We start from the raw sequence: 26,890 nt of genomic DNA on the forward strand, positions 1-26,890 counted from the left end.
TCCATAAAAGTGTTTGATTGCTCAAAATTTCACTAGCGCATCATCTTTACGATGATGACTTTAAAACTAACAATTGTTAGTAAGTTTAAATGATTAACATCTTGCTTGTTCAGTTTTCAAGGTTCATGTCGTTCGTTTGTTTTAGCGAACTTTTATATAATATCATTTCTGTATCGACTTGTCAACAACTTTCAAAAGTTTTTTTATTTGAAGTTTGCTAACTTGGTAAGTCGCTATCAGCAACTTTTATATAATAACAACTTCTAGAAGGTATGTCAACACATAATTCAATTATTGTTTTATACAAAACTGCTTCTATTATAATCGCCTCATCACACGCACTAATTTCTCTTCCAATATCAATGAAGACGTAATAACAGATGCTACACCTTTGAGTAGTTAATAAGAGTTCCTTCTATAATAAGAACTAATTAGATCCTCATACACCCTCGTTGCCATCAAAAGCCAACTATTGTAAAATTAAATGTAGGTTTTGTAGCACAGTTCTGCTTAACCTATAAACTATTTCTATATTTATATCAGTCAACCGGTTTCTTTTAGGCTAATGGGAAATCGGTTTTTATATTTCTCACCAAAGGAGTGTTCTAATGATAAAAAGACTCGTCATTACTGGTTACAAGGCGCACGAACTTGGCATCTTTGACGATAAGCATGCTGGGATTCCTATAATCAAGCAAGCTATCAAAGAGAGGTTGGTACCATTAATTGAAGAAGGTCTTGAGTGGATAATAATGACCGGTGCGCTAGGAGTAGAAACATGGGCAGCGGAAATTGTGATGGACCTTCAATTAGAATATCCTGAATTGAAATATGCCGTTATGACACCTTTTTTGGATCAAGAGAAGAGATGGAATGAAGCAAAGCAAGAAAAATATGAAATGATACTCTCTCTCGCTGATTACACCACAAGTCTAACGAATCGTCCTTATGAAGCACCTTGGCAGTTTGTTGAGAGCAATAAATTTCTTATTCAGCATTCGGATGGCATTTTAATAGTATACGATGAGGAAAATGAAGGCTCGCCAAAGTATATAAAAAAACTTGCCGCGCAGTATGCCGACAAGTTTGACTATGAAATTCTTTTAATAAATGCGTATGACCTGCAATTAATTGCTGAGGAAGAACAAATGAAAAAGTGGGAAATGTAAATGCCCCTCCTCAACACTTTCTAGATGTTGAAGAAGGGCACCGTTTTATTCTATAAATTCCTCCTTCATTAATAGAAGGAAACTGATTTGTACTAATGAACCTGACCATAACTCTTATTTTTCGGAAGCTCTTTGCCTTTAGTTGAAACGGCTTCTCTTTTCATTGAACTATCCAAAGAACTTGATTTTACCTTTTCACTACGGCCCCAAGGAAGCATATTAAAGACTATATTCATTGCAATTGCTGTTACACTTCCTGCCACTATGCCATTACTTGTTAATATACGTACACTTTCTGGTAAGATGTCGAAAATTTGAGGAACTACAGTCACGCCAAGCCCCATTCCTACCGCACATGCCACGATCATAGGGTTACCTTCTGTTTCACCAATAACAGAGCCTAACATTTTAATCCCTTGTGAAACCACCATGCCAAACATAGCAATCATAGCCCCACCAAGCACAGCAGTTGGAATAACTGTCGTTAATGCCGCAATTTTAGGTAAGAATCCTAATGTTACAAGGAAAATACCAGTAATAAAGATGACTGCGCGATTTTTAACACCAGTCAACTGCATAAGCCCTACATTTTGTGAAAAAGCAGTATATGGGAATGAGTTAAAGATTCCACCGATAATAGAAGCTAAGCCCTCTGAACGATATCCTCTTGCAAGTGCTTTATCATCAATTGGCGTATTAGTCATATCACTTAATGCAAAATAAGAACCTGTTGATTCAACCAAAGATACTAGAGCCACCAGCGTCATAGTAATAATAGGTACAACGTGAAACTCTGGTGTTGCGAAGTAAAATGGCGTTACGATTTGGCCCCATGCTGCTTCTTTTACAGGAGTAAAGTCAACTTTACCCATAAAACCTGCCACAATTGTGCCAAGTACTAGCCCGATCAGTATTGCAATCGAACGAAAGAATCCATTTGTGAATCGGTATAACAAGATAATCGCAAGAAGCGTGCCAAACGCAAGTGTAATGTTAGAAGCAGATCCGAAATCAGCTGCTCCTTGTCCACCACCCGCATTGTTGATAGCTACTGGAATTAATGTAATCCCGATGATTGTCACAACACTACCTGTCACAACTGGCGGGAAGAATTTAACCAGTTTACCAAAGAAACCTGAAATCAAAACAATAATTAAGCCTGAAGTGATGACCGCACCATAAATTGAACCAAGGCCATATTTGTCGCCAATGCCAATAATAGGTGTAACGGCTGTAAACGTACACCCGAGCACTAAAGGAAGGCCAATACCAAATACTTTGCCTCGTGCAACTTGCAATAATGTAGCAATCCCACACATCATGATATCAATCGAAACTAAGTACGTTAGTTGTGTTGTATTAAACTTTAACGCCCCACCAATTATAAGCGGCACTAATATAGCACCTGCATACATCGCCAATAAGTGTTGAATGCCCAGTGTTGCAAGTTTTGCTTTGTTCATTCTTTGCCGCCTCCTAAGAAAATTGGATTTCTTTGTTTTCTAATGATGAAACAATCGCCAGTGAATCCACTCGATATCCTTTATCGCGTAAAACTTGACCACCTTGTTGGAATCCTTTTTCGATAACAATACCGATACCGCTAATAGTTGCCCCTGCTTGTTCGATAAGATGAATTAAGCCTTTAGCTGCTTCGCCATTAGCTAAGAAATCATCAATGACAAGTACTACATCATCTTCTGTTAAGTAATCTTTTGAAACTGTCAGCGTGCTAGTTACTTTCTTAGTGAATGAATATACTTCAGTTGTATATAGGTTATCAATCAACGTCACCGATTTGCTTTTACGTGCAAAGACTACAGGCACTTCTAAAAGAAGGCCAGCCATCACAGCTGGTGCTATGCCGGATGATTCGATTGTTAATATTTTTGTAATTCCTTCATTTTTATAAAGCTCCGCGAATTCTTGACCAATTTTTTTCATCAATTGTGGATCAATCTGATGATTTAAGAAAGAATCTACTTTTAAAACTCCCTCTGATATTACTTTACCTTCGTTTACGATTTTATCCTGAAGTGCTTTCAACACGAGGAACTCCCTTCTTTTCATTAGCACCTCAGCTTTTTTACGTACAAAAAAGCCGAAGAACTAATACATCCAATCATCTACGAGTGGAGCAAAGTCCTTCGACTTATTGTCGAAAGTAATAGCAAATAGAAAGTAATGAACAAACTATTTACTAGATTGCTTCTCATAGTCAGATCATTTACGGTAATCTGGTAGAAACTTGCAGGCCATATTCCTGCTATTATATGAGTGAATGTTATGTAATTTTGATTATCTTTATTATAGCATGTAAAACGTAAAATTCAATATAAATTCTCTTTGTAAGTGTTGGTAAATAACCCAAATCCGAATAAATAGATTATTTATTATGATAGAAACATTTAAAAAGCGAACATTATATTAAACGAAACGGCTCAATTCACAATAAAAAAGCTAATCTACCAACGTTGATAGATTAGCTTTCAAGATTTAAATTATTGTACTTGGCGTTTCGTTGTCAGATCTGCTTCTTCTAGACGTACAACCTTTGTTTTACATTTCAGTTTATGGCCAAACCAGATAATAAGGAAGATTGGCAAGCCAATATAGGATACTAGGATGCCATACCAATCAATATGGTCGCCTGTAAACGCTGTGTAGTTTTGCCCTAAGATAACGATCGCACAAAGGACAAAGGCAAAAATCGGGCCAAATGGGAAAAATTTAGAGCGATACGGCAACTCTGAGAGATCACGACCCTGTGCCACAAATGCTTTTCGGAAACGATAATGACTGGTCGCTATACCAAGCCATGCAATGAAACCGCACATACCAGAAGCATTTAAGAGCCAGATATACACTGTACCAGATCCAAAAAGTGATGCCAAAAAGGATAAACAAGCCACTGCTACTGTTAAAACAAGTGCTGCAACAGGAACACCGCGGTTGTTTAGTTTTTTGAAAATCTTCGGTGCATTACCTTCCATTGCTAATTCACGTAATGTACGAGATGCTGCATATAACCCTGAGTTGCCGGCTGAAAGAATCGCTGTAAGGATAACTGCGTTCATCACAGAAGCAGCAAAGGCAATGCCTGCATTTTCAAATATTAATGTAAAAGGACTTACTGCCACGTCATCGCTATTTGCTAAACGTGCATCCGTATAAGGAATTAATAAGCCGATCGCTAAGATAGCTAAAACATAAAACAATAGAATTCGCCAAAAGACCGAGCGTACAGCCTGTGGGATTGTTTTTTCTGGATTTTCCGTTTCACCAGCTGTAATCCCAAGCAATTCTGTCCCTTGGAAGGAGAAGCCTGCAGCTAAGAAAATGCCTAATGTAGCAAAAAATCCACCATGGAAAGGCGCGTCGCCTTTAAAGAAATTAGTAAATCCAACAGGAGCATGTCCGCCGAGAATACCAAAAATCATTAAGAAACTAATGATAATAAATATAATAATTGTTGCTACTTTGATAAGCGCAAACCAATATTCGCTTTCACCAAAACTTTTTACTGACAAAAAGTTTAAAGTAAAGATAATTATAAGAAATGCAGCGCTCCAAATAAATGAAGGTGTGTGTGGGAACCAATATTTCATAACAATCGCTACAGCTGAAATTTCAGCTGCAATCGTTACTGCCCAGTTGTACCAATAATTCCAACCAAGCGCGAATCCTAATGAAGGATCAACAAATTTGGAAGCATATGTGCTGAATGATCCTGATACAGGCATATAAGCGGCCATTTCCCCTAAACTTGTCATAAGGAAAAATACCATTACACCAATTAGTCCATAAGCTAACAGTGCTCCTCCGGGACCCGCTTCTGCAACTGAGTTGCCGCTTGCTAAAAGTAGGCCTGTACCGATTGTACCGCCAAGTGAAATCATGGAAATATGGCGACTTTTTAAGCTGCGTTTCAGTTTCTGTTGTGTATTTGAATGAGAATCATGTTTAATGTTTGTTCGTATTCCTGCATTTGTATGTGTTTCTACTCTATTCATAACTCTCCTCTTTCCGTTTTTCATTGCAAGAAAAGGTCGAGCTGAAGGTATTCTTCGCCGCTGTCTATTACAGCTAAAATTTAAATAAAAAAGCCATCACATATATAACTGAGATGGCGTCCGAATTCCCCATCAACCTTGATCAAGATAGCTCAACACGCCGACTTTGGCGTGACAGTTCTGCACCTTTCGATAGCAGCCCCAGCACTAGCAATAAAAAGCTTGCTTGTACTTCGGCAATATTCCCTTTTTAATCGAGTCCTAAACGCTTTCTCGCCTCGTCGATTATACTCATGAATACCGCGACCTCTACCTCATCTATTGGATGAGGCATGCAATATATAGTTTTAAGTTACCTACATTGTAATATATTAAGCACATAACTACAAGGGTAAATAGAAAATTACTATATTTTAGAAAGAAGTGGACATGTTTTGTAAAACAAATATTGATAAAGCAAAATGATTCCTGTACGTTTTTATTATCTATTATAAATTCAAAAGGAGGATTTCCTTTGGCTTCAGAACAAGCTACGAACCGAAACAAGAAGCTGTCATGGGACAAAAAAACATGGCTTTTAGTGCTCGGTATTATCTTTATCGCCACAACATTGCGATCCCCTCTCACTGCTGTTGGCCCTATTATTGCAGATATTAAAGAAGAGCTCACTATATCAAATGTGTGGGCGGGATTGATTACAACTATCCCCTTGCTTGCATTTGCAGTTGTCTCACCATTTGTCCCTAAAATTTCACGACGTTTTGGATTTGAAAGAACATTGTTATCAGCCTTAATACTTTTGGCTATTGGTATCTTAATGCGTTCAGCGGGCAGTGTCTTTTTCTTATTCTTTGGAACGATTATCATCGGAGTTGCTATTTCATTTGGCAATGTCCTCTTGCCTGCTCTTATTAAATTAAAGTTTCCTCTTCAAGTAGGATTGTTAACAGCACTTTATTCTGTTTCCATGAACCTATCCGCCAGTATAGCAGCAGGCGTGAGCAATCCAATAGCAGAAACAACAATCGGATGGAAAGGAGCTCTTGCCTGTTGGGGTATTCTGGCCATTCTCGCTATCATAGTATGGCTACCACAATTGCGGAATCATGTGAAGGTAATAAACAGCAATGAACCTTCTCAACGTAATAAACCTATGTGGAAGTATCCTCTTACATGGGCTATTACCTTCACGATGGGGCTACAATCCCTGTTGTTTTATACGACGGCTACTTGGATTCCAGGACTGCTTGAAACCCAAGGCATGAGCCCGAGCAAAGCGGGATGGATGTTTTCTATTCTACAGATAGCACAATTGCCAATGACTTTTTTAACCCCGATTCTTGCAGGTAAAAAAGCTGACCAAAGGCCGCTCGTTGCATTATTGTCACTGTTTTACTTTGCAGGCTTTGCAGGTATATTTATGAATTGGACAGAGCTTACATTGTTATGGATGTTAATGATTGGATTCGCCGGAGGGGCATCCTTTAGTCTTTCTATGATGCTTTTCTCCCTTCGTTCTCGCAACGCACAAGAAGCAGCTGAGCTTTCAGGCACTGCACAATCCATCGGTTATTTGCTAGCTGCGATAGGACCTGTACTATATGGCTTTATCCATGACAGCTTCCATAGTTGGCATGCCGCTAACAGCTTATATCTTATTGTCACAGTCCTTTTGTTCGTCTTTGCATTCATTTCTGCTAAAGACCGATTTGTAACGAAAGAACAATAACAAAAGCGCCATTAGCCTGTAGCTAATGAGCGCTTTTTCATTTGTATTCTCTAGTCTTCCAATATCTTAAAAGGTGACGACCGATAAGAATACGCTGGCGAGTTCTTTTTATTTTTATACGGTTTATGAAAAATATGCGTTAAAGCCGGTGATAGAGGCGGAATAAGCCAAGTCCAATTGCCTGTTACATCTCTATTTTCCGCTTCTTCGTTCATTTCAAAACGTTTAAATTGCTGTGCTGCAGTGTGATGATCCACAATACTGACACCATCTTCCCGGAAAGAATACAAAACGGCTTCATTTAATTCTATTAGTGCACGATCTTGCCATAAGTTTGTGTTTGATCGCATATCTAAGCCCATCTTCTTCGCAATTAAAGGAAGCTGATTATAACGATTTTCGTCTGCAAGATTTCTTGCACCAATTTCCGTTCCCATATACCAACCGTTAAAAGGAGCGGCAGTATAGACGACTCCCCCTATCTCAAGAGGCATACTTGAAATGATAGGAACTGCATACCACTTTAAATGTAACTCAGAAAACCAGCTATATCCTGGATGCCTGATTTCCACTTCATTTATGTATATAGAAGGAATCTCAAAGAACTTAGGTGGACGATTATCAACTTGAATAACTAAAGGCAACACGTCAAATTGCCCTCTCTTCCCTTTCCATCCAAGTTTTAAGCACTCATTTGTAAAAGCAACCGAATCCGCATCACCCACAATGGTTTGATCTTCACATTCATAACCCGCATAGCGTATCAATTGATGATTCCAAATACGGACACGGCCGGGCTCAAAAATTGTGATACAAGGCTTGATCTTCCCATTATTAAAGGCATATTCAATATGACTTATCAATTTTTGAAAAATAGTTTCTTCTTCTAATACGCCCCGTTCATCCTTCACCTGAAGGGTTTTCCAAAATAACCTGCCTATACACTTATTGCTGTTCCTCCAAGCAACCTGAGCACCGTAGCTCAATTCTTCAGGAGTATGATTATAACTTCCATTTTCCTCAATTTCTTGACGTACCTCTTTCAAACGATGATCTAATTGTTCATCCGGCAAATGATTCTCTTTATAATATAAAGTCAAAAAAGCGACTGCTTCATCTATTATGGCCATTATGTCCTCCTCGACCTGTCATTACCCCTATGATAAATCAAAAAAATCAGCGAAAAAATATGTAGATTATATATTCATTTATAAAGAATTGGAGAAATAGCATTAACATATTCAATGTTGATAAAAGGAATAGATTTGGCAATGTATTCATAGCGTATAGTAATAGATATATATTTTCATTTATACCTATCCACAGCCTCCCAATGATAATAGTAATTATTATAAAGAAGTTGTTAATACAGTTAACATAATTAAAGAAGTCAAATAAGATATGTTTTTCAAACCATTTAAATTACATCCAAACCGTATTGTTGGCAAAGTTTAACGTTGAATATCAACTTTTATTTTTCACAATTTAAGGAAGCAAATTAATTGACAAACATCGTATTATTTATATTCTATTCTTTAAGATACAAATTCCTTAAAAATAATTATTATAATTTACATTTAGCTATGACTCTGTTATAGTTATTTTCGAAGAGATAATTCTATAGATTTAAGGGGGAATTATGAATGGCAAACGACCAAAATAAAAAATTAACAACTGCGGCTGGTGCACCTGTCGTAAGCAATACAAATTCAATGACAGCAGGCAAACGTGGTCCAGTTCTATTGCAAGATGTTTATTTAATTGAAAAACTAGCAAACTTTAACCGTGAAGTGATTCCTGAACGCCGTATGCACGCAAAAGGATCAGGTGCATTCGGAACATTTACTGTAACGCACGATATTACAAAATATACAAAAGCGGCTATCTTCTCTGAAGTTGGCAAGAAAACAGACATGTTCGCTCGATTCTCAACAGTAGCCGGTGAACGTGGTGCTGCTGATGCAGAACGCGATATCCGTGGTTTTGCATTAAAATTCTATACCGAACAAGGTAACTGGGACTTAGTCGGAAATAATACACCTGTATTCTTCTTCCGTGATGCCATGCATTTCCCTGATTTAAACCATGCTGTTAAACGCGACCCTCGTACAAATATGCGTTCCGCGAATAACAACTGGGACTTCTGGACAAATCTTCCTGAAGCATTACACCAAATCACATATGTAATGGGCGACCGTGGAATTCCTACTGACTACCGCCATATGCATGGTTTTGGTTCTCATACGTATTCAATGATTAATGCTAATAATGAGCGCGTGTATGTTAAATTCCACTTTGAAACACAACAAGGAATCAAAAACTACACTGACCAAGAAGCAGCAGAAGTAGTTGCAAATGACCGTGAGTCTTCACAACGTGATTTATATGAAGCAATCGAACGCGGCGAATTCCCTAAATGGAAAATGTCTATCCAAGTGATGACAGATGAACAAGCGCGTAACCACCGCGACAATCCATTCGATTTAACAAAGGTATGGTATAAATCTGAATATCCACTAATTCCAGTAGGAGAATTTGAATTAAATCGCAATGCGGAAAACTACTTTGCGGATGTAGAACAAGCTGCATTCCAACCATCAAATGTAGTGCCTGGTATTAGCTTCTCACCAGACCGCATGTTGCAAGCTCGTTTATTCTCGTATGCAGATGCTCAACGCTACCGCCTAGGTGTGAATAATTTCCAAATACCAGTAAACGCACCAAAATGCCCAGTGCATAACTTCCATCGCGATGGTGCTATGCGCGTTGACGGTAACTTAGGTAGCACACTTCACTATGAGCCAAATAGCTATGGTGAATGGAAAGAACAGCCTGAATTCAAAAACCCAGCTGAAGAAGCAGGTCCAGCAGATATTTATGATTTCCGCGAAGATGACTCTAACTACTTCGAACAACCAGGAAAATTATTCAATATCATGACTGCTGAAGAACAACAACGCTTATTTGAAAATACAGCTCGCAATATGGAAGGTGTGGAAGACTTCATTAAAGAACGCCACATTATCCACTGCTATAAAGCAGACCCTGCTTATGGTGCAGGCGTTGCAAAAGCAATGGGCATCGATATCAATAACATTGATGTCAACAAAGAAATCCAATATCACTAATCTAAACAACTCGACAACATATCCAAAAAAGCTGTATCACTCCTCTGAGTGATACAGCTTTTTTAACACTTTCATATATGTAGTTATCCCTTTCGAGAAAAAAGTTTTAATCTTTGGCTGCTATTTATTACGATTTGTGAATGTAGGAAAGAAACAGCCAATGGAGAATAAATAAGGTCGACGAAAATAACAAAGGATAACTTGATCAACAAATTAACTTAATAAAATAAAAAGCAATATGACAACCATGAGATTCTACTATCTTTAAGGGAACAAATAAAAGAAAGTAAGAACTTCTTATCGCATTGTTTTAAAATTGCAATTTTATTTAATTAGAGTTTCAGCTAGAAAACTCGCTTTTCCAGCTCCAATGATAATTAGAATACCTAATCCTACATTTAATAGGTGTTTTAAATTCATTTTCTTCATTGTTATATCCCCCTTATTCCTTTATATTTTCTTTCTGATAAGAAATGTAAATAGACTTAGATACAATAAGACCTTTTCTCTATTTTTTATCTCATCATAGATATTATATACTTAATTTATCAAAAAACTTAAAATTGTCATATAGTAAAATATAAAGGGGCAAGAGAGAAAAATGAATTACTTAGGATATGTTTTCAGGGATATTAGAATAAGCAAAAACTATTCATTAAAAGAAGTATCTAAAGGAATTATCAGTGTATCTTTTCTATCAAAATTTGAACGTGGAAATTCAGATATCTCTTTATCAAAGTTCTCCTTATTGCTCGATAGATTGAATTTAACTTTAGAAGAATTTATGTTTATTTCGAACGACTATAAACCAACTCATCTGGAAAACATATTGAATAACATTAAACGTGCATATGAAAATAATGACCTAACGTTATTGCTCAAGATAGAGGAAGAAGAGTATGGAAAGTGGTTAAAGTATAATATAACCAGTTACCAATACAATTCAATTATGATCAAAGCATTAGCACATAATTTAGATTCTACCGTCATCTTTCAGAAAGATGATTTAATTAATATAAGTGACTATCTGTTTAGTGTAGATAATTGGGGATTTTACGAAATCATGCTATTTGGCAATACAATGCATATATTAAATAAAGATTTAGTGATAACACTTTCTAAAGAGTTAACCCAAAAAACGGAAGTTTATAAAAATATAAAGAAATTTAACGAAGAAGTTATTAAGGTTTTATTAAACACTATAGTCTTTTGCGTAGAAGCAAATAAGGGGAAAGAAACGCAACAGTTCATACAATATGTTGAGAAAATCTCCGAAGGCACAGATTTTTACTTTGAAAAAACAAAGCTAATGTTTTTAAAAGGAATCTTTAACATTGCTACTGGCAACCAAACAATCGGTACCGAAATGGCACAGAACGCTATTCAAACTATGCGTTTTTTAGGTGATATCAATTTAGCTAACAATCATGAATTATACTTAGAGGAAAAATTGGCCATTATTAAATAAAATTCCTCAGCTATTAATGAATTGGTTTACCAAACGTATTTATGATCGGGCCATTACATATTAAAAAGACACCCCGCTTTTACTAATGCAAAAGTGAGGTGTCTTATTTATTCGGCTCTAGCCTAAAATTCATGCGTGATGACGACCAATCGGAACGATAAGTGGCGTATTAGATACTGGATCGTTAATAACTTGGCAATCCAACTGAAAGGTTTCTTTAATTAAATCTGCCGTTATAATTTCAATAGGCGCCCCCTCTGCAATGAGTTGCCCATTTTTTACTGTGAACAAATAATCTGCATAGCGTGCGGACAAGTTAATATCATGCAGTACCATGACAATCGTCGTTCCATACCTTTTATTTAAATCTGTTAATAAATCTAATATCTCTACTTGGTATGTAATATCCAAATATGTCGTAGGCTCATCTAAAAATAAAATGTCCGTTTGCTGTGCCAATGCCATCGCTATCCAAACACGTTGTCTTTGTCCACCTGACAATTCATCGATATTTCGATCAGCAAATTCGGTAATGTTCATCATTTCTAACGCTTCTGCTACAGCTTCATAATCCTTTTTCGACCAGCCCTTCATGACGCTTTGATGAGGAAAACGACCACGACCAACAAGATCTGCTACTGTAATGCCTTCCGGTACGATTGGTGACTGAGGAAGCAGTCCTAATACTTTCGCTAATTGTTTTGGTGCCATTTTATGAATGGATTTACCATCTAATAGCACATCTCCACCCGTTGGCTTAATTAAACGTGCCATTGTTTTTAGGAGTGTTGATTTCCCACACCCGTTAGCACCAATAATGATGCTAATTTGATTACTCGGAATCGATAAGTTGACATCGTTTAAAATGGTTTTATTATCATATCCTGATTGAATATTCTTCGTTTCAAATGTATGAGTTGTCATTAAATATCTCCCTTTCGATTAATACGAATTAGCAAGTAAATTAAATATGGTGCACCAATAATCCCTGTAATAACACCTACTGGAAAACGGGTTTCAAAGGCAAACTGACCAATTAGATCTCCGCCTAAGACTAAAATAACCCCAATTAAACCTGCTGGAAGAATATTTGAAAACCCAACCCCAACAAGACGTTGGGCAATAGGCCCTGCTAAAAAGGCGACGAACGCTATGGGGCCTGTTGTGGCTGTAGCTAAAGCGATAATTAATACCGCACTAATCATTAATATGACGCGCGTTTTATTTGTATTGACGCCTAAAGAGGTCGCTGCTTGTTCACCTAGTTCTAGCATTTCAAGTTGTTTCGCAAAATAAATAAGCACCGGTGTCACAATTATCACTGCAATAATTAACGGATATGTCATCTCTAACTCTGCCCCGTTTAAACTCCCGCTTAACCAACGCAAAGCATTTGGTAAGTCATTCGTTTTACCAATTAGCATTAAATAAGAAATTACTGCATTTAACATTGCTTGAATACCGATACCAATCAAAATTAATCGGCCAATAGCAAAAGAGGTTCCTCTCGATAATCCATAAATAATCGCAACTGTTACGAGACCTCCGATAACAGCAGCAAGTGAAACAACCGTACTACTTGTATGTAGCACGATAATACAAAAAACAGCTGCTGCACTAGAACCTGTTGTAATCCCGATAACATTGGGATTTGCTAATGGATTACGCAGCATCGTTTGGAAAATGTAGCCTCCAGCACCAAAAGCAAAACCTGCAAATAAACCTGCTACAGTTCGTGGCAAACGAATTTCATTAATGGCGAAAGAAGCACCTGGTATTGTCTCACCAAGTAAAACGTGAATTACATCTGTTACAGGATAAATGGTGTTGCCGAGCATCATCATCGTACAGCACAAACCAATGGTAATAATCGCTAAAATAATTGTGACGCTGACATAGCGATTTCGACGTTTTCTTCTTGCTTTTATAATTGTATTCAGTGTCTCATTCATCATATTGTACGCATTTTCGCTTTCATTGTAATTAATATTAAAATTGGCGCACCAATAAAGGCCGTTAGAATCCCAACTTCTAATTCGCCTGGACTGCCAAGGAAACGCCCACATACGTCTGAAATCAATAAAATAATGGCTCCAGCTAATGCTGCTAAAGGAATAAGGAAGCGAACATCCGGTCCTACTACTAACCGTATCAAATGGGTAGCGAGTAAACCAATAAAGCCGATTGGACCAGCTAAAGCAGTCGCTGCCCCACAAAGTAAAACTCCGGCAAAAGCCGCTAACATACGAATAACCCCAGTGCGTACACCTAAGCCTGTCGCTACTTCGTCACCGAGAGCTAATGCATTCAAGCCAGGGGCTACTATAATGGCAATCAACAAACCGACAATGAAGAATGGAATAAAGATATGCACTGAATCCCAATTGGCAGCGCCTACACTCCCTACTTGCCAAAAGCGAAATTGATCCATGACATTCGTACGTGGGATTAAAATAGCCGTTACGAGTGAAGACAAAATAGCTGTCGTCGCCGCTCCTGCTAATATAAGTTTTAAAGGTGTAGCACCACTTGCGCCCATCGAACCAATGCCAAAGACAAATACAGCTGTCAACATTGCACCGACAATAGCTAACCATATGTATCCACTTGGTGATTGAATGTTTAAAAAAGCAATGCCACAAACGACGAATAAAGATGCACCTGTATTAACACCTAAGATACTTGGATCAGCAATAGGATTACGTGTGACAGATTGCATCAGTGCCCCAGATACACCGAGAGCTGCCCCACAAATCAAACCGAAAATTGTCCTTGCGATACGTTGTCGCACAACGCTTGCCTCATGACCTTCTACAGAAGGATGAAATAAGCCATCTATAAGCCCTTCTAGACCGATTGTACGAGAACCAAACACAAGGGACATTAGAATACTAACAATGAGCAAAATAAGCAAAAGAGCTACTACCTTTGCTAAATGCTTTGGTAGTAACCTTTGCTTATGTCCTTTTTCAATAATGTTTCCCATTACTATTTAATGTTTTTTGCCACTTCTGAGATTTTAGATAGATAGTCATCAATTGTATATTTAATTGATAATGGGCTTGGTGTGCCAGCTGCTGCTAAAGGTGTATTATCTTCAATTACTACAACATTACCTTTTTTAATGGCTGGAACTTCACCTAGAATAGGATCTTTCTGAAGTGTTTTTAATGTTGTACTATTACCGTATACAACAAGTAATTCTGTATCATTCAATACATCCGCATTTTCAGCACTTAATTCAAGATAGAAGCTCTTATTGTCTTTCACTTGTTTTTTCAAGCCTTCAGGATATTCCATCCCTACTTCTTCTAACATCTCACCACGTGGATCTGATGGTGTGTATATGTAGAATTTTGATAAATCAGTTGTATTGAACATACCAAAAGCGGCTTTTTTACCTTTAATATCCGGATATTTTGCAGCAGTATCAGCAATTAACTTTTCAGTATCTTTAACTAATTGTTCGCCTTCTTTTTTCATTCCCATACCCATTGAATCGTATTTCACTTGATCGCGCCATGAAGTTACCCATGGTTGATCTTTATAAGCGACTACAGGAGCAATTTCACTTAGTTTATTATACTCTTCTTTTGTAATACCTGAGTATGCAGCTAAAATCACATCTGGTTTAGAATCAGCGATTGCTTCGTAATCTAACCCGTCGGTATCTTGATAAACGTTCGGGCTCTTAGCACCTAGCTCGTCCAATTTTTCTTTTGTCCAAGGTAAGATTCCTGTTTTGTTATCCTTAATACCGTAATTGGCTGCTGAAAAACCAACAGGCACAACACCTAATGCTAATGCAACATCATGGTTTGCCCATGCAATCGTTGCAACACGTTTAGGCTTTTTATCAATTATTGTCGTTCCGAATGCATGTTGAATTTTAATCGGATAACCACTACCTGCTGATTCAGTCTTTTTATCACTCGATGTCTTATCTTTAGAAGAATCACCTGAACAAGCGGCTAATGCAAGTACTAAAACGGACATAAACGCGAATAGCATCACTTTTGTAATTTTTTTCATTCGTTACACTCCTATTTATAATTGATAATGAGAATCTTTATCACTACTAAAATATAACTTTCAATTTCTAAATTGTCAATAAAAAATGGGAAGTATCATTTTTAAAAACCCCTTTATAAAAGAAATATCACCGATAAGCAAATTTATTTTTGCTTTTATAAATGATAAGGATTATCATTATCACTATACAAGTACGGATTAAACGAGTAGGAGTGTACAACATGGATTTATATGATGTAACAATTGTCGGTGGTGGCCCTGCAGGTTTATATAGCGCCTTTTATAGTGGGATGCGGGATTTAAAAACGAAAATCATTGAATTCCATCCTCAGCTTGGCGGGAAAGTGAATATTTTTTTAGAAAAGATGCTTTGGGATGTTGGCGGGCAACAACCAATCCAAGGTGAGGCCTTCTTAAAAAATTTAATTCAACAAGCAATGACGTTCGAGCCAACTATATGTCTGAATTCCAAAGTGAAATGGATTGAAAAGAAAGATGACATCTTTACAATCATGACAGACTCAGGTGAAGAACATTATTCAAAAACAGTCATTATTGCGATTGGCGGTGGAATATTCCAACCGATTAAATTAGAGATTGATGGTGCCGAAAAATATGAAATGACTAATCTGCACTATACCATCAATGGCATGGAGCGCTTCCGCAACAAAGAATTATTAATCTCTGGTGGAGGAAATGCTGCTATCGACTGGGCTTGCGAATTACTCCCTATCGCTAAAAAATTGACTGTTATTTATCGGAGTAACGATTTAAAAGCTCATGAATCACAGATTAAAAAATTAAAAGATCATGGCGTTGATATTTTACTTAATACTGAAATTCAAACATTAAATGCGAATGCACAAAAGACTGCCATCGAAACAGTTGATATTATGAAGAATGGGGAAATCCAAACTATCATGATGGATGAAATTTTAATTTGCCATGGCTATAATCATGAAGTTTCACTCGATTTCGAGAATAAGATTGCTCCAAAGCGTAATGATAATCAGCTCTTTGAAAGCATCGGACAATGCAAAACAACGACACCGGGAATTTTTGCTGTGGGCGATATTGTTTCCTACGACGATAAAGTGTATTTGCTCGTTGGTACGTTCAATGATGCGGTACTAGCTATTAATAGCGTTAAAAAATATATCGAGCCTGAAGCTAACAGCTATGCAATGGTTTCTTCTCACAATGAAAAATTCCATGAGAAAAATCAGCAGTTATTGGCTGAAATGCATATATAAAATTTTAAGGAGTTCCATTACAATATGGCAACTCCTTCTTTAAATTATCTCGTACTTCCACTACGAACAACATTCACATTTACCTTTGTTTCTATTTTAATATCTTTATAAATCCCCTTCCATTTACCCTCTCTCCATAACTGTGGATGATAGGCTCTAATATCCTCTCCAATTCCAACTACATCGGAAGATGCATCCTGACTTTTTTTAAACATCCTAGCTATGTCTTTTTCTACTCTACCTTTTATAAACTTTTCTAATTGTTGTCTTACATTTTTTCGATCTAAGTGGTCTGGTGGGTATTCTGTTATGAAGACTGGCATATCAATTTCATACTGAATTTTTATGTTATTTCCATCCTTTAACACCTTCTTTTTTTTCTTAAAATTGATGATATTAAACGCAACCTGTGCCTTTTTATCATCTTTATCCCACATATAAGCTAATTCAACAAAATTTGCTTTCCTATATCCTAGTAATGTTGCAAAGATAGATTCCCTTAGAGTAAGATGTTCACCCGTATATTTTTTTCCATTAAATAAAGCCATTCCTTCTCCTTCAGGAAGTCCTTTATCTTCACTAGTATTTAAATAAGGTAAGCCAAGATCTCTCCCCTCGCTAAACATAAGGTTAGCAGCAATCTCCAAATTTGTTTTAGGATATATTGTAGCGTCCTCGAAAGCAGTAATCAAATCAAAATAGTACTCACCGATTTTTTTAGACATAGTATCTTTTATTTCCAGGAACTTTTTTGCAGAGCCCTTTGTTATAACAACTTTAGCATTCATTGGACTCTGAGCAGATCGATAATAAACATCCATTAGAGCATATAAATCCTTTTTTGCACTTTCTTCATTAACTAATATAGTAGTCAGTTCAGCTACGTCCATTGTTTGTTCGGTTTTCTTATTGGCATCAATTCTTGATTCTCTCATTGTTTTGCCAATGCCTTCTAGCACTATATATTTAGTAGGGTCACTATTTGAACTAGGATATGCGTAGTGGCCCCTTATATCTCCCACATGCCCATCTATTCCTACAACAGAGATCACAGAGAGATCTTTATACATCCTTTGATCCCAACACCCGCTAAGAAATAAAGAACTGATAAGGAGAAAAACAATTATTTTTTTCACTTAGTTTTCCTCCTATTAAAAACAATATTGTAGAATGTACTTTAACTAGAAAAAGTGGAGTAATAGTTAATCCATTAAGGATGGATTATAAAATTTACATCTTCTTTTCTTCAGGATCAAAACTACTTGGTTGCACATTTGACTTCGTATGTTTTCCTCGAAATAAAATTTGCCCCATTCTATTAGGTGTGAAGGGAACAAGCGGAAAAAAGTAAGGGGACTTCAAAGAATTTAAGTTACATAAATGTATATTTAAAAGCAATAGTCCAATCACTATACCAAAGAAGCCAAAAAATGCTGCCGCAAACATAAATGGAAAACGCAATACACGTACCGATGTATTTAACTCTACCGACGGTACAACATAACTAGAAATCGCTGTTAGTGCTACTACGATTACTACCATATTGGATACTAAACCTGCATTAATAATGACATCTCCAACAACTAAACCGCCGACAATGCCAATAGTCTGGACTAAAGACTTTGGTAACCGAACACTAGCCTCTCGTATGAGCTCAATAATAATTTCAACAATTAATGCCTCAATTAGCGGTATATAAGGGATTTCGCTAATATCTAGCTTTAGTTTCTTACTTAATTCAATTGGAAGAACTTCATAATGAAAGCTAACTATTGCTATATAAAAAGCAGGCAAATAAACAGCTGTAAGGAAACTAACGACCCGAACCATTCTATAAAAGGATCCAACAATTACACGACTATTGTAGTCATCCGGTGATTGATAAAATGAAAATAAAGTGACGGGTGTGATAAAAGCAGTTGGTGAATAATCCGTCATAATAACTATCTTTCCTTCAGTCAGGTTAGCGAATACTCTGTCTGGTCTTTCTGTATTCATAATTTGGGGAAATGGTGAGTAGGGGGAATCCTCAATGAAGTCATTCAATTGTCCCGATGAATATAATCCATCTGCTTGATCTTTCATACCTTGGAGCTTTCGCTCTAAATCTGCAAGGTTATCCTGATTTGCAAAACGTGCTAAATAAAAATAATAAATGTCTGCTTTGTTATCTATTCCAACGGTAATTTTTTTTACAATTAAATCAGGAACTCTCATTCTTTTTCGAACAAGCCCCAAATTCACGTCCACATCTTCAATGAACCCCTCATGAGCTCCGCGTAAAATAGCTTCATTCGTTGGTTCGTCCGGAATACGATGGGGTAAATTTGGCATGGTAAAGCTAACCATTTGCTGAGAATTCAGCAGTAATAATACCGCGTATCCTTGGCATACATATTCCACTAACTTTTCCAAATCATAGCTTTCTTTTTGGGTGGCTGTCGTTGAATCCCAGTCTTTTTCATTAAATATTGTTTGCATCTTCAATACATTGACAATGTCTTGGACGTCTTTTGCATTGGCCATTGAACTGTAGTAGCAAAGAATAGCATATTGATCTTTTGGGAACGATATCTCTCTTGCTACAAAATCAACCGAATTATAAAAAGTAGCTTTTAATTTCTCAACCATCGATTCTAGCTGGAGCATTTCATTCCTCCATTAATATTCTTTTGATGAGTTTGAAAACAACTCTCTACCAAATACTTCTCTTTTCAGTATGGAACATAAAATTATATTTCAAACCAAATAACTCATCTTGAGGATCAGAATATGTAGGAAAACGCATAATAAAAAAAAGCTCCCGTTTATGGGGAGCTTTTTTTATTAAATTCTAGATTACTGTTATACAATTCTCCTCTTAATCTTGTCGAAGTGCTTGAATAACATCAATTTTAGTTGCCTTTCGAGCTGGGCGCCAGCCACTAAGAATTGCTACCCCAATGCTAATTGCAGATGCAATTAATACCAATTCCCATGGTATTGTTGAAAAGCGAATACCTAACTCGCCAATACCACTTTCAGGCATAACAGCTTCTAAAATCTTTGGTAAAAGAAGATTGGAGGCAAAACTAATTATATAAGATATTAAAATGGCAAGCACCGTCCCTAAGACCCCTATATAGGCGCTTTCCATCACAAACAAACGCTGAACTAGCCTTGGTCCCGCTCCAATAGCTTTCATTACACCGATTTCTCTTATACGTTCAGTTACTGCCATTGTCATCGTATTATATATTCCAATGGAAGCAATCAATACTGCAATTGTTCCTACAAAAATGAGACCTATTTTTAATGCTAAGAAAAACACGTTGAGTTGGTCTAATTGCTCTGTGACAGAGTAAACAGATAAGTGCATAGATTTAAGTTTTTTTAGAATACCTTTTACTGCTTCAAGATCTGTGGCATAGACTGCATGGCTTACGTAATAGAAGTCTTTTTCTTTCAACTTCTGATCAGCGACCTTATTATAATCACGGAGAACGATTGGCTTCATTGCTTCATCCATTTGGATAGTTGAATCCGTTAACCATTCTTTCACTGGCTTTTCGCCAATACCTACTACTTTATAGTTACGTGTTTTGGTTTTTTTGTCATCCTCTGTTTGGAATGCAACTGTAATTTCTTTTCCTAACAGTGATTGTTGTAGCCCTTTATTATTTTTCTTTTCTTTTGTAGTGTCATCTTCTTTTTCCATCTCTTTTAATTCTTGTTTTGTAAATAAATTTTGTCCTAAGTTGTACCCCACAATAACTTCATTCTTTTTTGAAGGATATGTACCTTGAGACAATTTTAATTTTGCTTTCTTGGCTTGTTCAAAATTGCTAAAACTAATCTCACTGCTTCCACTCCTTTTTTCGAACTTTACAGTAGGAAATGCAGAGGCTTGGATATTTGATTTATTTACGATTGCTTGTACATTAGGTATGTTCCTAATCGCTTTTTCATCTAACTTTTCTTCATCATTTGAATACACTTCAATTTTAGTAACAGCGCTATCGGATAGAATCTCTTCCTTCATGGTTCCCTGTAAACCAAAAGCAATCGAAGCGAGTACAATCAAAAATGCACAGCCCATTGTAGTTGCTAACACTGTTGTAAAAATGCGCATCCGATTTTTCTTGACATGCTGCCTAACAAAATCTATCTGGTCTTTAAATAGCAACGGTCTCTACCTCCTTTAATACTCCGTCGTGCATGCGGAATGTTCTATTGGCAATCGTAGCCACTTCTTCATCATGAGTAATAATGACAAAGGTGATGCCCATTTGTACGTTTAATTGTTTAATTAGCTGTAAAATTTCTTGTTCAGTCTCTGAGTCAAGGCTGCCTGTAGGTTCGTCTGCGAGTATAATCGGTGGATTTGTCACAAGGGCACGCGCTATACAAACTCTTTGCTGTTGACCACCCGAAAGTTCATTTGGGTAGTGGTCTGCTACTTTTTCTAGCTCTACCTTCTGTAAAATTTCTTGTACATGTTGCTTTCTTGATTGCTTAGGCACTCCTTTAATTTTGAGTGGAAGCTCTATATTCTCCTTAGCCGTCAATCCTGGCATCAACTGAAAGTTTTGAAAGATAAATCCTGTATTCACCATACGGAATTTTGCGTGTTCCGCTTCGGTAAAGTTGGTTGTTTCCTTTCCATTCATATGAATGGAGCCTGTTTCTGGTTTTAAAAAACCTGCTATGACATTTAATAATGTGGATTTTCCTGAGCCACTTTTGCCCACAATAGAGATAATCTCTCCATCATTAATATTAAAGGAGATATCCTTTAATACAGGAACCCCTCTTTCATTTCCTTTCTTTCCAATTTTAAAAGTGTGACTAATATGCTGTAATTGAATCAAAATAGCGTCCTCCCTATCCTTTCACTCTATTTTCCAGTATATATCCACTTTCTTAATAAAAAGGTAGGAAGAAAATGAAGATTTTCTTAAGATTATTTAGAATGTATGAAAAAAGAAGCCATAAAAATGGCTTCTAAAAAGGAGTTATTCTTTATTTTCTTTATCTCTATCGTCATCTTTATCCCGATATCTAGAAAAGTCTTCTTCTTCACCAAACTCAGTTGAATAGTCGAAGTTCCTTTGTCCGCTTCCCATTGTCTCTTCCGCTTCATCACCGATAGGCATGAATAAAAGCGTAAGACATGCTAAACCACTTAAGCCGACAAGTGCATAAACTACTCGGGAAATAGGCGCTAATTGCCCGCCAAATAAGGAAGCAACCAAATCGAATCTAAAGAAACCAATAAGTCCCCAGTTGATAGCACCGACAATCGTTAGTACTAAGGCAATACGCAAAATCGTCTTCATCCTGAACACCTCCCTGCTGTAGAATGAAAAGCGAGTGGGATGACAAAAGCCACCCCACCATTGAATCTTTATCGTCTATGTTCGACTAAGTCTATGGCGCCTAAAACCACATGCGCAAGGCCAAAGCCAATGATCGACCCTCTGTAAATCGGCTTTAAAGCTTTATTATTGCGAAGTGACATACCTGTAATCGTAACTGCTGTTCCAAGCACGGTAGGAATTAATCCTTCTCGTTCCATCGCCATAAAAAACGCCTCCCCAAATGATTAAGATTCCTTGTTATCTTTTGCATTCAGACATATTTAATACTCCAACTGAAGAGAAGTATTTTTTTACAAGACAATGTGCAACCTAATAAAAAAACTGCAAATAAGCGCCAAATAAGTGGAGTTCAAATACAGTTTTATAAGTAATATTCTTAGCTAGATGTAATGACTATCTGATTTCTTCCTTGTTTTTTCGCTTGGTATAAACATTTGTCTGCTTTTCCAATTAACATGGATGGAGACATGTCTGCATGATTATATTCAGCAATCCCCGCTGAAATGGTAATTGGCTCTCCTGTTGGACTATTTGTTGCTTCTAATTCTCTGCGCAAGTTTTCTGCTATATCAAATGCTTGTTGAGTATTGGTGTATGGCAAAACCATGATAAACTCTTCGCCCCCGTATCTACAACAAATATCGGATGGCCTTGCAGCTGATCGGATTTGAGATGCTAAGAATTGTATTACTTCATCACCTACATTGTGCCCAAACGTATCGTTCACAGCTTTAAAATGGTCAATATCCATAATGACGAGAGAAAATGGAATCTTCTCGATAGTAAATTCCTTTAACTTCACATCAAGCGTTCTGCGATTTGTCAGCCCTGTCAGTGGATCTGTCGTTGATTGGTCCATAAAGAACGTTACTTGTTGATGTAAAAAACTCAGACTTTGAATTAAGGCTGTCTTTAATTGCCTAACTTCGTAATACCATGCTTTCACATCAGACAAGTTCTTAGACTCATCCTTTTGCATACTGTTCTCTGCTAGCTCCGCTAGGCGTTGTAGTGGTTTAGATATTTTGAGTGCTGCCCAAATGATAATAACCAATGTCACAATAAGAAGTGGAAATGCGACGTACAACATTTGTTTAACCATCGTTACTGCTGGTTCCAAGGATATGTCCGTCGGCCTTTGCGCCACGACTCCCCAGCCCGCATTTCCGACAATTGCATAGCCTGCCAGCATATCTTTACCCTTTGAATTGATAACACGTTGCGCTCCATTTGGTTCCCGACTCATAATTTTTTGTATGACTGCATTATTTTTTATAACTTCATTAATACGAGAGTGATCTTGATGATAAATAATCCGACCATCTCGGTCCACTACATATACATATGAACCATCGTTATAAAAATGATTGCCCAGTAATTCATATAGAATATTACTTTCCTCAAGATAGATAGTGCCACCTACTAACCCCAGATATTTTCCGTTATTAGAGAATATAGGGGCTGATATAAATATCAGTTCCTTTTGGGTTAGGCCCTTGAAGGGGTCAGAAACCATTGGCTCTTGTTCTTTTAATGCCTTTTCTACTGCAGGTAAATCAGCCATTCTGCCCTTCAAGTTGAGAGATTGCGGAGATGTGGCAATAATTTCCCCCTTCTTATCAATAATAGAAACAGAGTTAAATGTATTGGTTTGCATTTTAAGCCGGTCCGCCTCTTCTAATAGACGCTTTTCATCATTTATATAGGTTGCGAGAATATTCGTATTATATGTTAACGTTTGTAATGTTTCATTTAAGTAGTTATTAGCAGTCGTCGCCAACTTCTCTGCATATACTCTATTTGTTTCTAGCGTATTATCCATAAGCGTTTGTTTATTCATTCGATAGCTACTAAAAAGGCTGCTGCCGATTGTTAAGGCGAATGCTAATATTGCAACACCTATAATTAAATGCTGCAGCTTCAAATATTTTTTTCTCATATGATTTACTCACTCATTTTTTTAAAAATTTGAAAGGTTATACCATTAGCAGATTATACATGAATATTGAAATGCTTTATATGCTTATTAAGAACGAAGAATAGGAAATGCAACTGTCAGTAAATAGGCATTTTGGGAACTAAAATGTTTTGTTAATCTTTTTTTACATATATGAAATTTGCTCTTCATCATAGCTGTTGAAACATTTTGAGTTAATCCTACTAGGATAAATAAAGTCTCTTATTTGCATTCGAACCTCTAGTGATATACGCTTTTAAAGAAAAGAAATTTTATCCAGAGGAGCGATGAAACGATGTACGTAGTAACAAACCGTATTAAAGTGAAAAAAGGATTTGCAGAGAAAATGGCGCCGAACTTTACTCGCCCTGGTGCATTACAATCATTTGAAGGTTTTGTAAAAGTGGAAGTAGCTGTTAGCAAAGACTTCGAAGATTATGATGAAATGAGCGTTAACATGTACTGGGAAAACCTTGATGGCTTTAAAAAATGGCGTGAAAGTGATGCATTTAAACAAGCACATAAACGACCAGCTGCTGATTCAAATGAAGGTCCAAAAGAATCACCAATGCTTGGAAGCCAAATTGTTGTAGCGGAAATCGTTTCTCGCATTGAAGCTTCAACACAAGCTTAATAAAAAAGCTCTTGCGTACAGAAATACTGTTCGCAAGAGCTTTTTTCTATTGAGGCTTAAGAATGCATGATTTCCCCGCCATTTACATGGATGCATTGGCCTGTCATGTAGGAAGCATCATCTGATGCAAGTAACACATATGCACCAACAAGTTCACGTGGTTGTCCTGGACGCTTCATCAGTGATTCAGTACCAAATTGCTCTACTGCTTTTTCATCAAAGGATGATGGAATTAGAGGAGTCCAGATTGGTCCTGGTGCAACCATATTTACACGGATCCCTTGACCAACAACATTTTGTGCAAGGCTTCGTACAAAGCCCACTATTGCACCCTTAGTTGATGTATAGTCGATTAATTGTTTGTTGCCTTTGTAAGGATTAATAGAAGTGGTTGCGATAATAGAGCTTCCTTCTTTTAAATGAGGTACTGCAAATTTGCTCAAATAGAATAATGGATCCATATTGACAGCAAATGTTTTTTTCCATTGTTCTGTTGTGATATCTGTAATGCTGTCCACTGGATATTGAACAGCTGCATTGCTTACGACAATATCAATTTTGTTAAACTCTTTTAACGTGTCATCGATCAGTTTTTTGCAGGTTTCCTCTTGTGAAATATCACCTTGGATTAATAGACATTTTACATTTTCGTCTTCTATCATTTTTTTCGTTTCTTCAGCATCACCATCTTCATCTAAATAATTGATGACGATATTGGCACCTTCTTTAGCATAAGCAACTGCTACAGCTCGGCCGATTCCTGAATCGCCACCTGTAATAATCGCCACACGATCTTTCAACTTACCACTTCCTACATAATCCATTGGTTGAATTGGTAGAGGATTCATTTTAGATTCAACGCCGGGTTGATGTTCTTGTGTTTGACCTGGTTGTCCGCCTTTTTGTTGTTCATTAATGTTCATTTTATATCTCCTCCTTATCGTTTTTACATTCAAACCATAGCCATCTCTGTATAAAAATAAACATACGAAAATATACACTCAATCAATATAAAAACGGCCAAACACTTCGAAACTAGAAGTGTTTGGCCGTATTATTATTATCTTCTTCTTATAAAGATCCGTATCCAATGATGCGTGGAGCCCAATAGCTTCCGCTTGCTACACTTTGATATTGAACTTTATTTCCTGCAGCATGCAATACACGTTTATTGCCTGCATAGATACCGACATGTGTAATCTTTGAACTTCCTGGTGTTGCACCAAAGAAGATTAAATCTCCTACATCTGGGGTACTTACTTTTTTAGTGGCAGCGCGTTGTGAACCTGTGTTATGCGGTAAGCTGCCATATCCTGCTTTTTTATATACATAAGATGTAAAACCTGAGCAATCAAAGCCTGATGGTGTTGAGCCGCCCCATACATACGGAACACCAAGATACTGGCTTCCCACGCTAATAAGTTTATTACCTTTTACGGCATTTGATACCTTTTTAGTTTTCGTATATTTTTTAATATATGTTTCAGCAATCCAGCCTTTTTTGCCTTTGTATGTTACTTTATACCATTTTTTCTTCTTAACAGTTTTTCTATAAGATGCTTTTACTACTGCGCCTTTTTTCAATGTAATAATTCTTTTTGCTTTTGCAGATGTATCTTTTCTCATATTAAGTTTAGCTTTTGCTTTGAATGTTGTAGAAACTTTAACAGCTTTAGCACTTGAAACAGCTGTAATGCCTGAAGTGTGGTTAGTTGCAACAGTCTTTGCTTGGGCCATTTCATCAGAGGATGTTCCGAATAATGCACCAATGCCTAATGATAAAGTTAATGTGCCAGCTGTAATCACTTTAAATACTTTTTTATTCATGTATGTTATTCCTCCATCGTTCTTTTGATTATTATTTGATCTATTTAAACGGTTCATGTTGTTTTCTTGTTAGCTCACGTTCTCCATATTAGGCAATTTCAAACGGATAAACAACTACATTCCAGTTACAAGGTGATTACTTTTTATTACAAATAATACAAAAGGGGAGTTTTTTGATATTTTTTTAATACTTTAAAAGCCGCTGACATAAACGGCACCGAGTTATTTAGCATCCAATTTTATAAAGAATTTCGCTTTTAGTGCATAACATGAGATAATGGGTGTAACCTCATACTGTAAAAGCAGCTGCTTTTTTTATG

At 36.8% G+C, this 26,890-nt stretch carries 23 protein-coding genes and 2 riboswitches; of the genes, 6 read left to right on the forward strand and 17 right to left on the reverse strand.

Annotated elements, in window-relative coordinates; genetic code table 11:
• The first annotated feature begins 608 nt into the window (after nucleotides 1-608).
• Nucleotides 609-1,169, forward strand: a complete 561-nt coding sequence (locus F0527_RS16160; protein ID WP_150285615.1) for an SLOG family protein — start codon at nucleotides 609-611, stop codon at nucleotides 1,167-1,169.
• A 92-nt stretch (nucleotides 1,170-1,261) separates the two neighbouring features.
• On the opposite strand, the gene F0527_RS16165 is transcribed toward F0527_RS16160, so the two are convergent.
• The 3 genes from F0527_RS16165 to F0527_RS16175 form a co-directional block, all read right to left on the reverse strand.
• Nucleotides 1,262-2,632, reverse strand: a complete 1,371-nt coding sequence (locus tag F0527_RS16165) for a nucleobase:cation symporter-2 family protein (RefSeq protein WP_150285616.1) — start codon at nucleotides 2,630-2,632, stop codon at nucleotides 1,262-1,264.
• 13 nt (nucleotides 2,633-2,645) lie between these two features.
• On the reverse strand, nucleotides 2,646-3,239 hold the full coding sequence (locus F0527_RS16170; RefSeq protein WP_370454704.1) for a xanthine phosphoribosyltransferase: 594 nt from the start codon (nucleotides 3,237-3,239) through the stop codon (nucleotides 2,646-2,648).
• Nucleotides 3,240-3,364: 125 nt separating this feature from the next.
• A riboswitch (purine riboswitch) is annotated at nucleotides 3,365-3,466 on the reverse strand.
• A 204-nt stretch (nucleotides 3,467-3,670) separates the two neighbouring features.
• Entirely contained in the window at nucleotides 3,671-5,182 is a 1,512-nt protein-coding gene (locus tag F0527_RS16175) for an amino acid permease (protein ID WP_150285617.1), read from the reverse strand.
• Nucleotides 5,183-5,322: 140 nt separating this feature from the next.
• Nucleotides 5,323-5,502, reverse strand: a riboswitch (Lysine riboswitch).
• 194 nt (nucleotides 5,503-5,696) lie between these two features.
• Between F0527_RS16175 and F0527_RS16180 the strand changes: the two genes are divergently transcribed.
• Nucleotides 5,697-6,911 carry a CynX/NimT family MFS transporter gene (locus F0527_RS16180; protein ID WP_150285618.1) on the forward strand — a complete coding sequence of 405 codons (1,215 nt, stop codon included), beginning with the start codon at nucleotides 5,697-5,699 and terminating at the stop codon, nucleotides 6,909-6,911.
• Between the two features lie 50 nt (nucleotides 6,912-6,961).
• Here the strand turns inward: F0527_RS16180 and F0527_RS16185 are convergent, their stop codons facing one another.
• Nucleotides 6,962-8,041 carry a nitric oxide synthase oxygenase gene (locus F0527_RS16185; RefSeq protein WP_150285619.1) on the reverse strand — a complete coding sequence of 360 codons (1,080 nt, stop codon included), beginning with the start codon at nucleotides 8,039-8,041 and terminating at the stop codon, nucleotides 6,962-6,964.
• Nucleotides 8,042-8,554: 513 nt separating this feature from the next.
• Between F0527_RS16185 and F0527_RS16190 the strand changes: the two genes are divergently transcribed.
• Nucleotides 8,555-10,039, forward strand: coding sequence for a catalase (locus tag F0527_RS16190; RefSeq protein ID WP_150285620.1), 1,485 nt, complete (start codon nucleotides 8,555-8,557; stop codon nucleotides 10,037-10,039).
• A 601-nt stretch (nucleotides 10,040-10,640) separates the two neighbouring features.
• The gene (locus tag F0527_RS16195; RefSeq protein WP_150285621.1) at nucleotides 10,641-11,507 is read left to right on the forward strand and encodes a helix-turn-helix domain-containing protein; all 867 of its coding nucleotides are present in this window, start codon (nucleotides 10,641-10,643) and stop codon (nucleotides 11,505-11,507) included.
• Between the two features lie 129 nt (nucleotides 11,508-11,636).
• Here F0527_RS16195 and F0527_RS16200 read toward each other — a convergent pair whose 3' ends face one another.
• The 4 genes from F0527_RS16200 to F0527_RS16215 are packed head-to-tail and all read right to left on the reverse strand — an operon-like array spanning nucleotide 11,637 to nucleotide 15,539.
• Nucleotides 11,637-12,431, reverse strand: a complete 795-nt coding sequence (locus tag F0527_RS16200) for an ABC transporter ATP-binding protein (protein WP_150285622.1) — start codon at nucleotides 12,429-12,431, stop codon at nucleotides 11,637-11,639.
• Complete coding sequence (locus F0527_RS16205) at nucleotides 12,431-13,462, reverse strand: FecCD family ABC transporter permease (protein WP_150285623.1); 1,032 nt, start codon at nucleotides 13,460-13,462, stop codon at nucleotides 12,431-12,433. Before F0527_RS16205 ends, F0527_RS16200 begins: the two co-directional genes overlap by 1 nt.
• A complete protein-coding gene (locus tag F0527_RS16210; protein ID WP_150285624.1) occupies nucleotides 13,459-14,493 on the reverse strand; it encodes a FecCD family ABC transporter permease in 1,035 nt (344 codons plus the stop codon). Before F0527_RS16210 ends, F0527_RS16205 begins: the two co-directional genes overlap by 4 nt.
• Before the next feature lie 2 nt (nucleotides 14,494-14,495).
• Nucleotides 14,496-15,539 (reverse strand): iron-siderophore ABC transporter substrate-binding protein, encoded by a 1,044-nt coding sequence (locus F0527_RS16215; protein ID WP_150285625.1) that lies wholly within the window; start codon nucleotides 15,537-15,539, stop codon nucleotides 14,496-14,498.
• Nucleotides 15,540-15,760: 221 nt separating this feature from the next.
• Here F0527_RS16215 and F0527_RS16220 point away from each other — a divergent pair, with 221 nt between their 5' ends.
• Nucleotides 15,761-16,792 (forward strand): NAD(P)/FAD-dependent oxidoreductase, encoded by a 1,032-nt coding sequence (locus F0527_RS16220; RefSeq protein WP_150285626.1) that lies wholly within the window; start codon nucleotides 15,761-15,763, stop codon nucleotides 16,790-16,792.
• Between the two features lie 44 nt (nucleotides 16,793-16,836).
• Here F0527_RS16220 and F0527_RS16225 read toward each other — a convergent pair whose 3' ends face one another.
• The 7 genes from F0527_RS16225 to F0527_RS16255 form a co-directional block, all read right to left on the reverse strand.
• Entirely contained in the window at nucleotides 16,837-17,928 is a 1,092-nt protein-coding gene (locus F0527_RS16225) for a Ger(x)C family spore germination protein (RefSeq protein WP_150285627.1), read from the reverse strand.
• Nucleotides 17,929-18,022: 94 nt separating this feature from the next.
• The gene (locus F0527_RS16230) at nucleotides 18,023-19,441 is read right to left on the reverse strand and encodes a spore germination protein (protein WP_150285628.1); all 1,419 of its coding nucleotides are present in this window, start codon (nucleotides 19,439-19,441) and stop codon (nucleotides 18,023-18,025) included.
• Nucleotides 19,442-19,652: 211 nt separating this feature from the next.
• Nucleotides 19,653-20,957: an ABC transporter permease gene (locus tag F0527_RS16235; RefSeq protein WP_150285629.1), complete on the reverse strand. Its 1,305-nt coding sequence runs from the start codon at nucleotides 20,955-20,957 to the stop codon at nucleotides 19,653-19,655.
• On the reverse strand, nucleotides 20,947-21,642 hold the full coding sequence (locus F0527_RS16240) for an ABC transporter ATP-binding protein (protein WP_147198202.1): 696 nt from the start codon (nucleotides 21,640-21,642) through the stop codon (nucleotides 20,947-20,949). Before F0527_RS16240 ends, F0527_RS16235 begins: the two co-directional genes overlap by 11 nt.
• A gap of 144 nt (nucleotides 21,643-21,786) precedes the next feature.
• The gene (locus F0527_RS16245) at nucleotides 21,787-22,110 is read right to left on the reverse strand and encodes a DUF378 domain-containing protein (protein WP_150285630.1); all 324 of its coding nucleotides are present in this window, start codon (nucleotides 22,108-22,110) and stop codon (nucleotides 21,787-21,789) included.
• A gap of 68 nt (nucleotides 22,111-22,178) precedes the next feature.
• Nucleotides 22,179-22,349: an asparagine synthase gene (locus tag F0527_RS16250; RefSeq protein WP_190323519.1), complete on the reverse strand. Its 171-nt coding sequence runs from the start codon at nucleotides 22,347-22,349 to the stop codon at nucleotides 22,179-22,181.
• 179 nt (nucleotides 22,350-22,528) lie between these two features.
• Entirely contained in the window at nucleotides 22,529-24,091 is a 1,563-nt protein-coding gene (locus tag F0527_RS16255) for a sensor domain-containing diguanylate cyclase (protein ID WP_150285632.1), read from the reverse strand.
• A gap of 313 nt (nucleotides 24,092-24,404) precedes the next feature.
• Here F0527_RS16255 and F0527_RS16260 point away from each other — a divergent pair, with 313 nt between their 5' ends.
• Entirely contained in the window at nucleotides 24,405-24,743 is a 339-nt protein-coding gene (locus F0527_RS16260) for a heme oxygenase (RefSeq protein WP_066791385.1), read from the forward strand.
• Nucleotides 24,744-24,799: 56 nt separating this feature from the next.
• Here the strand turns inward: F0527_RS16260 and F0527_RS16265 are convergent, their stop codons facing one another.
• Both F0527_RS16265 and F0527_RS16270 read right to left on the reverse strand, forming a co-directional pair.
• Nucleotides 24,800-25,666: an SDR family oxidoreductase gene (locus F0527_RS16265; RefSeq protein ID WP_066791383.1), complete on the reverse strand. Its 867-nt coding sequence runs from the start codon at nucleotides 25,664-25,666 to the stop codon at nucleotides 24,800-24,802.
• Between the two features lie 148 nt (nucleotides 25,667-25,814).
• Nucleotides 25,815-26,570: a C40 family peptidase gene (locus tag F0527_RS16270; RefSeq protein WP_190323516.1), complete on the reverse strand. Its 756-nt coding sequence runs from the start codon at nucleotides 26,568-26,570 to the stop codon at nucleotides 25,815-25,817.
• Between the last annotated feature and the right edge of the window lie 320 nt (nucleotides 26,571-26,890).

Origin of the sequence: Rummeliibacillus sp. TYF-LIM-RU47, assembly GCF_008638315.1 — a bacterium.
GTDB lineage: Bacteria > Bacillota > Bacilli > Bacillales_A > Planococcaceae > Rummeliibacillus > Rummeliibacillus stabekisii.

What these genes read in the sequence shown, in the direction of transcription:
- F0527_RS16160 (WP_150285615.1), top strand. Translation starts at nt 609, where the DNA reads ATGATAAAAAGACTCGTCATTACTGGTTACAAGGCGCACGAACTTGGC.
- F0527_RS16165 (WP_150285616.1), bottom strand. Translation starts at nt 2,632, where the DNA reads ATGAACAAAGCAAAACTTGCAACACTGGGCATTCAACACTTATTGGCG.
- F0527_RS16170 (WP_370454704.1), bottom strand. Translation starts at nt 3,239, where the DNA reads ATGAAAAGAAGGGAGTTCCTCGTGTTGAAAGCACTTCAGGATAAAATC.
- F0527_RS16175 (WP_150285617.1), bottom strand. Translation starts at nt 5,182, where the DNA reads ATGAATAGAGTAGAAACACATACAAATGCAGGAATACGAACAAACATT.
- F0527_RS16185 (WP_150285619.1), bottom strand. Translation starts at nt 8,041, where the DNA reads ATGGCCATAATAGATGAAGCAGTCGCTTTTTTGACTTTATATTATAAA.
- F0527_RS16190 (WP_150285620.1), top strand. Translation starts at nt 8,555, where the DNA reads ATGGCAAACGACCAAAATAAAAAATTAACAACTGCGGCTGGTGCACCT.
- F0527_RS16195 (WP_150285621.1), top strand. Translation starts at nt 10,641, where the DNA reads ATGAATTACTTAGGATATGTTTTCAGGGATATTAGAATAAGCAAAAAC.
- F0527_RS16200 (WP_150285622.1), bottom strand. Translation starts at nt 12,431, where the DNA reads ATGACAACTCATACATTTGAAACGAAGAATATTCAATCAGGATATGAT.
- F0527_RS16205 (WP_150285623.1), bottom strand. Translation starts at nt 13,462, where the DNA reads ATGATGAATGAGACACTGAATACAATTATAAAAGCAAGAAGAAAACGT.
- F0527_RS16210 (WP_150285624.1), bottom strand. Translation starts at nt 14,493, where the DNA reads ATGGGAAACATTATTGAAAAAGGACATAAGCAAAGGTTACTACCAAAG.
- F0527_RS16215 (WP_150285625.1), bottom strand. Translation starts at nt 15,539, where the DNA reads ATGAAAAAAATTACAAAAGTGATGCTATTCGCGTTTATGTCCGTTTTA.
- F0527_RS16220 (WP_150285626.1), top strand. Translation starts at nt 15,761, where the DNA reads ATGGATTTATATGATGTAACAATTGTCGGTGGTGGCCCTGCAGGTTTA.
- F0527_RS16230 (WP_150285628.1), bottom strand. Translation starts at nt 19,441, where the DNA reads ATGCTCCAGCTAGAATCGATGGTTGAGAAATTAAAAGCTACTTTTTAT.
- F0527_RS16245 (WP_150285630.1), bottom strand. Translation starts at nt 22,110, where the DNA reads ATGAAGACGATTTTGCGTATTGCCTTAGTACTAACGATTGTCGGTGCT.
- F0527_RS16250 (WP_190323519.1), bottom strand. Translation starts at nt 22,349, where the DNA reads ATGGAACGAGAAGGATTAATTCCTACCGTGCTTGGAACAGCAGTTACG.
- F0527_RS16255 (WP_150285632.1), bottom strand. Translation starts at nt 24,091, where the DNA reads ATGAGAAAAAAATATTTGAAGCTGCAGCATTTAATTATAGGTGTTGCA.
- F0527_RS16260 (WP_066791385.1), top strand. Translation starts at nt 24,405, where the DNA reads ATGTACGTAGTAACAAACCGTATTAAAGTGAAAAAAGGATTTGCAGAG.
- F0527_RS16265 (WP_066791383.1), bottom strand. Translation starts at nt 25,666, where the DNA reads ATGAACATTAATGAACAACAAAAAGGCGGACAACCAGGTCAAACACAA.
- F0527_RS16270 (WP_190323516.1), bottom strand. Translation starts at nt 26,570, where the DNA reads ATGAATAAAAAAGTATTTAAAGTGATTACAGCTGGCACATTAACTTTA.